The organism is Variovorax sp. P1_H12_2 (assembly GCF_056405335.1).
The window spans coordinates 1-7113 of the sequence record NZ_JBFUCI010000343.1 but is presented as its reverse complement, the minus strand read 5'-3'; the positions used below and the strand labels follow the sequence as shown (position 1 = coordinate 7113).

Annotated in this window: 9 protein-coding genes; 5 read left to right on the top strand and 4 right to left on the bottom strand. The window is 69.1% G+C overall.

Annotated elements, in window-relative coordinates; genetic code table 11:
• The 4 genes from AC1D2K_RS26270 to AC1D2K_RS26255 all read right to left on the bottom strand — a co-directional run.
• A partial coding sequence (locus AC1D2K_RS26270) for an anion permease (RefSeq protein WP_478092227.1) occupies positions 1-354 on the bottom strand: 354 nt, incomplete at its 3' end.
• A 114-nt stretch (positions 355-468) separates the two neighbouring features.
• Positions 469-921: an RrF2 family transcriptional regulator gene (locus AC1D2K_RS26265; RefSeq protein WP_478092225.1), complete on the bottom strand. Its 453-nt coding sequence runs from the start codon at positions 919-921 to the stop codon at positions 469-471.
• Positions 922-933: 12 nt separating this feature from the next.
• Complete coding sequence (locus AC1D2K_RS26260; protein ID WP_478092223.1) at positions 934-2175, bottom strand: NnrS family protein; 1242 nt, start codon at positions 2173-2175, stop codon at positions 934-936.
• The gene (locus AC1D2K_RS26255) at positions 2168-2572 is read right to left on the bottom strand and encodes a group III truncated hemoglobin (protein WP_478092221.1); all 405 of its coding nucleotides are present in this window, start codon (positions 2570-2572) and stop codon (positions 2168-2170) included. Before AC1D2K_RS26255 ends, AC1D2K_RS26260 begins: the two co-directional genes overlap by 8 nt.
• A gap of 219 nt (positions 2573-2791) precedes the next feature.
• Here AC1D2K_RS26255 and AC1D2K_RS26250 point away from each other — a divergent pair, with 219 nt between their 5' ends.
• The 5 genes from AC1D2K_RS26250 to AC1D2K_RS26230 all read left to right on the top strand — a co-directional run.
• Positions 2792-3586, top strand: coding sequence for a GntR family transcriptional regulator (locus tag AC1D2K_RS26250; protein WP_478092220.1), 795 nt, complete (start codon positions 2792-2794; stop codon positions 3584-3586).
• Positions 3587-3660: 74 nt separating this feature from the next.
• Entirely contained in the window at positions 3661-4836 is a 1176-nt protein-coding gene (locus AC1D2K_RS26245) for an ABC transporter substrate-binding protein (protein WP_478092218.1), read from the top strand.
• A 22-nt stretch (positions 4837-4858) separates the two neighbouring features.
• Positions 4859-5827, top strand: coding sequence for a ferritin-like domain-containing protein (locus AC1D2K_RS26240; protein WP_478092216.1), 969 nt, complete (start codon positions 4859-4861; stop codon positions 5825-5827).
• Positions 5828-5907: 80 nt separating this feature from the next.
• Positions 5908-6843: a hypothetical protein gene (locus AC1D2K_RS26235; protein WP_478092215.1), complete on the top strand. Its 936-nt coding sequence runs from the start codon at positions 5908-5910 to the stop codon at positions 6841-6843.
• Between the two features lie 14 nt (positions 6844-6857).
• Positions 6858-7113 (top strand): ABC transporter permease subunit (locus tag AC1D2K_RS26230; protein WP_478092213.1); only part of this gene is annotated, 256 nt, incomplete at its 3' end.

Below are 7113 nucleotides of genomic sequence, written 5' to 3'. Positions count from 1 at the left end.
CACCAGGGCCACGGCGCTGCTGGCAAAGCCCGACAGCGCCAGCCCGAGCGCGGCGGCCGTCCCCATGTCGGCGCCGGCGGGCTTGGCCGCGTCGGGCGTGTAGGCCAGCAGGAAGATCATCAGGGCGCCGATCACCACCGCGCTCACGGCGTAGTCGAGCGCCTCGGTCATCCAGACGATCACGGCGAAGGCCAGGATGGCGAGCATCACCTGTCCGGCCTGGGGCAGGCCCTGGGCCGCGGGCATCGATACGATCGCGAGCAGGGCCGCAAGCGCGGCGACGAGGCCGGCGCGCTTGACGATCGAGACCGGCGCCGGCGCGGCGGCAGGCGTGGGCGGGGCGATGGCGTTCATGGTTCTCCTGGTTCCAGATCCGGTCGATCTTCGGCGCTGGACTGGCGCCGGCCTTTGACATGGATCATCTCAGGTGAACGCGGCCCTGCGCCGGCCCTGCGCCAGCCCGGCGCCTCAGGTGCTGCGTCGATCGACGCGCATGCGCCGCAGCGGCGCGAGCGGAAGGTCCGTGCCGGGCAACAGGTCGGCCAGCGTGACGCCATCCAGGTGCGCCATGAAATCGTGCAGCGCGCCCTGCAGCACGCCGGCGAGGCGACAGTTGCCGGTCAGTGCGCAATGGTCATTCGTGCCGAAGCACTCGACCAGGTCGAAATCCGGCTCGACGCTGCGCACCACCGCGCCGAGGTTGATGTCCGCGGGCGCATGGGCCAGACGCATGCCGCCGCCCTTGCCGCGCACGGTCTCGATCCAGCCCTGCAGGCCGAGCTGGTGCGTCACCTTCATCAGGTGCGCCTCGGAAACGCCGTGGGCCTGCGCGACCTCGGCGATGGTGCACAGCCGCTGCGGCTGCTGCGCCACGTACATCAGCAGGCGCAGCGCGTAGTCGGTCATCATCGTCAGGCGCATGGGGCTTTCCGTTCACTTCGTCGCACGCAGGCGCAGGCCGGGCTTGAGCACCTGCGGCGCGGCCGCCGCGTCGACGCGGGGCCGGATCATCACGGGGAAGAAGCGCCACAGGTACAGCGCGAAGGCGAGCACCCAGGCGCCGGCCGACGCATGCAGCGAGCCGAGCGCCAGGTCCGTCGGCAGCAGGGCCAGCAGGCGCAGCGCGGCGGCGGCGATCACGAGCAGGTAGCAGGCCACCAGGGTGCGGTCCGCGCGCAGGGGCCGCCCCAGGTGGCCCAGGGCCGTGCGCGTCACCATGCCGATGATCAGCACCGACAGGCCGGCCACGGCGATCACGTGCACCGGCCAGGCCGCCCGCAGCACCCAGCCCGCCGCGTGCGCGGCCGCCACCAGCAAGCCTGCGCCGAGCGCGGCATAGCCGAGATACAGCACCCACAGCAGCGGCGCGCGCCGCACCGCCCAGGGCTTCCAGGCCATGACCTGCAGCAGTGCGATGGCACCGGCCACCGCCAGGGCCGCGGCCATGGCGGGCATCAGGCCCAGCAGCCCGAAGCCGATGGCCAGGCCGCCCGCGCCAACCTGCCAATGGCCGCTGCGCGTGTGCATGGGGATCGACAGGCCGGGCAGCGCGCGCATCGCGAAGAACGGAATCACGCGGCGCGCCAGCAGCAGTGCGATCACCGCCATGCACAGCAGGCCGGTGTCCAAGCGCTGCATCAGCAGCGCTTGGTCGCCCAGCCCGGCCGCGCGCAGGTACAGCGCATCGGCCACGCCAAGTGCCAGCACGAGCGGCGGCACGCCGTAGTTGCGCCGGCTGCGTGCGCCGTAGATGGCACGGCCCAGCGCGGCCGCGGCCCAGCCGAAGAACAGCAGTTCGCAGCACGCGGCCAGCCAGAAGGCGCCCTGCCCCGGCACGAGAAAGCCCACCCGCGCCAACACCCACAGCACGCTCAGCACACCCAGGGCGCGCCCCTTCAACGGATTGATCCCGGTCCAGTTGCTGCCCGCCGTGAGGAGGAAACCCACCGCGATGGTGGCGATGAAGGCCCAGAGCATCTCGTGCGCATGCCAGGCAACGCCGGCCAGCGTGCCGCCGAGCCAGCCTGGCGCGAACACCCACAAGGCCACCGAGACCGCGGCCCAGAAGCTGCCCGCMAGATAGAGCGGCCGGAAGCCCAGCTCGAGGAAGGCCTTCCACTGCGGCGGCGGCGCCCTCGTGCCCGCGGGCTCTTCGATGTGGAGCAGCTCAGCCATGCGACAACTCCGTGGGCAGGGCATCCGGATCGCGGCTTGCCTGGTAGCCCATCCACAGGCTTTGCGCGATGCGCTGCGCCATCGCCTGGGCCTCTTCGGCCATGGCGCGATTGGGTTGCGCGCCGGCGGTCTCGCGGAACAGGTCCAGCCAGCGCTCGAACAGCGCCGCGGTCAGGCCAGGCAGCACCGCGTGCTTGGGCATCGGCGCGCCCGTGAAACGGCCGGTGCGTCGCAGGATGGCCGACCAGAAGTCCACCAGCCTGGCCAGGTGAGGATCCCAGTCGTCGATGTGCGTTTCGAAGATCGGGCCCAGGACTTCGTCCTGGCGCACCCGCGCATAGAACGCATGGACCATGCGCGAGATTTCTTCCTTGGTGCACAACTCGGTGGCAGTCAATGTCCGCTCCTTGGCTTGCCGACGGCAACACTTCATAAGATTCATTTGCAATATATCTTATCGGCAAGCCATCTACGTGTAAACCCCAATATTTCTGTCAAATTCAATACATATAGTCCGTATAACCGGACAACCTGACATCCAATCTCGGACGTCAGCCAGACCGGGAATCCCGAGCCGCCGCGGCGTTGCCCGCGACAACGAGACCGTGATCGCCCCATGCGCATTTCGCCAACGATCGACCGTGACTCTCCGCTGCCGCTCTACGCGCAGGTCAAGCGCAGCCTGCAGGCCAAGCTCATGTCCTGGCCGGCCGAGGACGACCGCTTCTACACCGACCAGGAACTGCAGCGCATCTTCGGCGTGAGCCGGGCCACCGTGCGCCAGGCGCTGACCGAACTCGAGGGCGAAGGCCTGGTGCGCCGGCGCCGCGGCTTCGGCACCTTCGTCAACCGCGACAAGATCGAGGAGTCCTTCGCCGCGCGCAGCGACTTCTCGGGCCAATGGGCGCAGAGCGGCCGTTCGCTGCGGGTCGCCAACCTGAAGGTCGAACGCACCCCCTGCCCGGCCCATTTCGCGAAGGCGCTGGGCCTGCCCGCGCGCACCGAGGTGCTGAGCATGGAGCGCCTGCGCCTGTCGGGCGAGTTGCGCGTGGCCTGGGACCTGCGCTACATCCCGCTGGCCATTGCAGGAACGATCGCGCTCAAGGAATTCGAGAACGTCTCGCTGCTGCAGGTACTGCGGTCCCAGGTCGCGATCGAGCGCGCCGACACCCAGATCGAAGCCGCCCTGGCCGACGAGGAATATGCCGAGCGACTGAATATCCACCCGGCCGCGCCGGTCCTCGTGCGCGAGATGACCTACTTCGCAGCGGGAGGCAAACCGGCCTTCACCGGCATCTCGGTCTATCGCGCCGACCAGGTCCGCTACAAGTTCAGCGGCCCGCTCGAGCTCGATGGCGACATCGGGCGCTCCGATGTCCGCGTCAAGGCCGTCCAGCCCGCCGAGGCATGAAGCGCCCTCTTCCTTTCCCGCATCGGCCTGCATCCATGGCCCCAACTTCCACCGTTGTTTCGAGGAGTGTCGTGATGAATCGTGAACTGTTCCCGAAGATGTCTTTGTCGGTCCTGCTGGCGGCGACCCTGTCGTTCGCCGCAACGTCCTCCGCATTCGCGCAGGCCACCGTGAAAGTCGGCTCGATCCTCTCCGTCACCGGCCCCGCGGCCTTCCTCGGCGAGGACATGAAGGCCGGCATGGAGCTCGCGGTCGAGGAGATCAATGCCAAGGGCGGCGTGGGCGGCAAGAAGATCGATTGGGTGTTCTACGACGCCGAGAGCCAGACCCAGAAGGGCCTGACCGCCACGCGCCGCCTGCTCGACCAGGACAAGGTCGACATGATCGTGGGCGGCGGCAACATGAGCGGCATGGCGATCGCGATGCTCGGGCTCACCGAGAAGGCCTCGGTGCCCTTCATCTCGACCGAGGGCGCGATGGACATCGTGACGCCGGTGGCCGAGCGCCAGTGGACCTTCAAGAGCACGGCCGACGACGAGCAGGTGATGGAGCGGCTCGCCGACTACTACGCCAAGAAGGGCATCAAGAAGATCGCCTTCCTCGGCGACTCGAGCGGTTTCGGTCAGGGCGCCGCGGTCCAGCTCAAGAAGGTGGCGGCGCGCCGCGGCCTCGACGTGATGTACGAGAGCTTCAACCCCTCGGACACCGACCTCACGCCGCAGCTCGGCAAGATCAAGGCCGCCGGCGTGCAGTCGGTCATCTGCTGGACCGTCACGCCCGCCGGCGTGGTGTTCCTCAAGCAGGCGCAGCAGCTGGGCATGGAACAGATGAACCTGATCCACAGCTACGGCTTCGTCGACAAGCGCTACATGGACCTGGCCGGCGATGCGGCAAAGAACGTGCTGCTGGTGTCGGTCAAGTTCCCGATCGGCGCGCAGTTGCCCGACGGCGATCCGCAGAAGGAGCGCATCGCCGCGCTGACCAAGGCCTTCGAGGCCAAGTACAAGCGCAAGCCGAACCAGTTCGCCGCGCAGACCTACGACGCGATCTACCTCGCGCGCACCGCGATCGATCGCGCCGGCGGCGCCGACCGCACCAAGGTCCGCGACGCGTTGGCGGGCATCGACAAATGGCCGGGCGTCGGCGGCGTCTTCAATTTCAGCCCGCAGCGCCACTCGGGGCTGTCCAAGGATGACCTGGTGCTGCTGAGCTACCGCGACGGCGCCTTCCAGCTGGCCGACTACAAGTGATCCATCGCGAGGGAATGCAGCCATGACCAACGCCACCCTCTCGCAGTCCGCGGCGCCCCGGGCCCTGTTCCCCGATGCCGCCACCATCATCGATGTGCCCGAGAGCCGGTTCCCCTTGAAGCTCGGCGTCGAGAACCGGCGCATCCGCGAGCTGTTCCACACGGCGACCCGGATGCAATGGAACCCGGCCACCGACATCGACTGGGACCAGCTCCACCCGGAGCAGTACACCGACGAGCAGCGCCGCGCCGCGCGCATGTACTGGAGCCGGCGCGCCTGGGGAGAGTACGGCGCGATCTCGGAAAGCCCGGCGCTGCAGATCCGCTTCTGCCACGAGCGCTGCCCGCCGGACATGGCGCTGTTCTTCTCGATCCGCTCGCAGGAGGAATCGCGCCATGCCGAGGTCTGCTTTCGCATGGCCGAGGCCCTCGGCGGCTATTTCGACCAGCCGGCCGCAGTCGCGTTCCAGGGCTCGGTGGCCTCGCACGGCATCCGCAAGGTGGCGCTCGATCCGGCCATCTCGCTCGAAGGCACGATCGCGGCGCTGGTCTGCGCGGCCGAAGAGATCGCCTTCGACGTGTTCCGCCACCTGACCGAGATCACGGTGAACCCGGTCGCACGCCAGGTGGTCAAGGCCATCCTGCGCGACGAGGTGCGGCACTGCGCCTTCGGCTGGGCCTTCCTGGAGCAACGCATGCCGCAGATGAGCGCGCAGGAGAAGGACGTGGTGCGCCAGGCGGTCATCAACATGATCGAGAAGGTGGAGCTCAACGGCTACCACAGCTCCTGGCTCGCGCCCGCCAGCCCCTCGTCCACGGCCGAGATGGGGGTCGACGAGATCACCCACCAGGCCGGCCTGGGGGCGACCACCGAGGCCCTCGAGAAGCCGGTGTTCCTCCAATCGATCGCCGCGATGCGCGAACGCATGCGCGACAACTGGGGCATCGAGATCCCGATGTTCCGCCACCCGAAGATCGAGGGGCCGTTCTAGGCGCTGCACGCCGCTGGCCCGTTGCCTCCCCCGTCTTCCGCCGCCCGCCTTCTTCGTCGACCTTGCCAAGGAGCACCGCCGTGCCGCACCCCGATTCCGCCACCGCGTCGCCCGCACGCACCCCGATCCGCGTCGAGCGCCGCTTTCCGCTCGACCTGCGCCAGTCCGACCAGGCCATCCGCACGCTCTACGAGGATTCGAAGAAGGCCCGCTGGGCGCCCGAGATCGACATTCCGTGGGACGCCTTCGATGCCCGCGCGCACGACCCGGCCGCGCTCGATGCCGCACGGCGCGTCTGGAGCCGCCGCGCCTGGCTCGAATACACGGGCCTGGCCGAAACGCCGGCGCTGGTGATCCGCTTCTGCCTCGAACTCGACCGCGAGGCCGACCCCAAGTACTTCCTGACGGTGCGCAACACCGAGGAGGCATGGAACGTCGAGTCCTTCCATCGCTATGCCGAGGCCTGCGGCGGCTACCTGGACACGCCCGCCGACCCGCACTGGCAGCCGCTCTTCAACCGCGGACTGCACCGCGATGCGCTCGACGCCGACCGTTCGCTCGACGGCCACGTGCTGACCCATTGCACCTTCGGCGACGGCCTCGAGCATGCACTGGCCGGCGCCTGGCTCGCGCAGACCCGCGAGCCTGTCGCCAGGGCGCTGCTGGCGCGCTGCGTCGAGGCGCGCGAGCGTCATGCCCGCTTCGGGTGGCTCTACATCGAGCGGCGCGCGCCGCTGATGTCGAACGAAGAGCGCACCGCGGCCGTGCAGGCCCTGGTGCAGCACCTGATGCAGGTCGAACTGGCGGGCTCGCGCTGCGTCGGCCTTGCGACCGCGATCGACGCCTCGGCCGACATCGCCGACCTCGACCGCGTGGCCGCGGCGGGTCTCGGAGCCGCAGGCGCGCAGGCCGAGGTGCAGGTCTTCAGGCAATACCTCGCCGACTGCCGCGAACGGCTCGACGCCATCGGCCTCGAACTGCCGGCGCTCGACCATCCCCGGCTCGGCCGCCTCTGAACATCGAGCCCCTGGTGGATCAACTGCCCAACCTGCTGCTGTCCGGCATTTCGACCGGCAGCGTCTACGCGCTCGTGGCGCTCGGCTTCAACGTCATCTTCAAGAGCACCGGCGCGATCAACTTCGCGCAGGGCGAGTGGGTGATGATGGGCGGCATGGTCGCCGCCGCGGTCGTCGCCGCCCAGGTGCCGCTGGGCCTCGCGGTGCCCTGCGCGATCGCGGCCGTCGTGCTGCTCGCGCTGCTCAGCGAACGCTTCGTCGTGCGGCGCC

Excerpts from the sequence above, each read along its gene's own strand:
- AC1D2K_RS26245 (WP_478092218.1), top strand. The coding sequence starts at position 3,661 with ATGAATCGTGAACTGTTCCCGAAGATGTCTTTGTCGGTCCTGCTGGCG.
- AC1D2K_RS26250 (WP_478092220.1), top strand. The coding sequence starts at position 2,792 with ATGCGCATTTCGCCAACGATCGACCGTGACTCTCCGCTGCCGCTCTAC.
- AC1D2K_RS26265 (WP_478092225.1), bottom strand. The coding sequence starts at position 921 with ATGCGCCTGACGATGATGACCGACTACGCGCTGCGCCTGCTGATGTAC.
- AC1D2K_RS26240 (WP_478092216.1), top strand. The coding sequence starts at position 4,859 with ATGACCAACGCCACCCTCTCGCAGTCCGCGGCGCCCCGGGCCCTGTTC.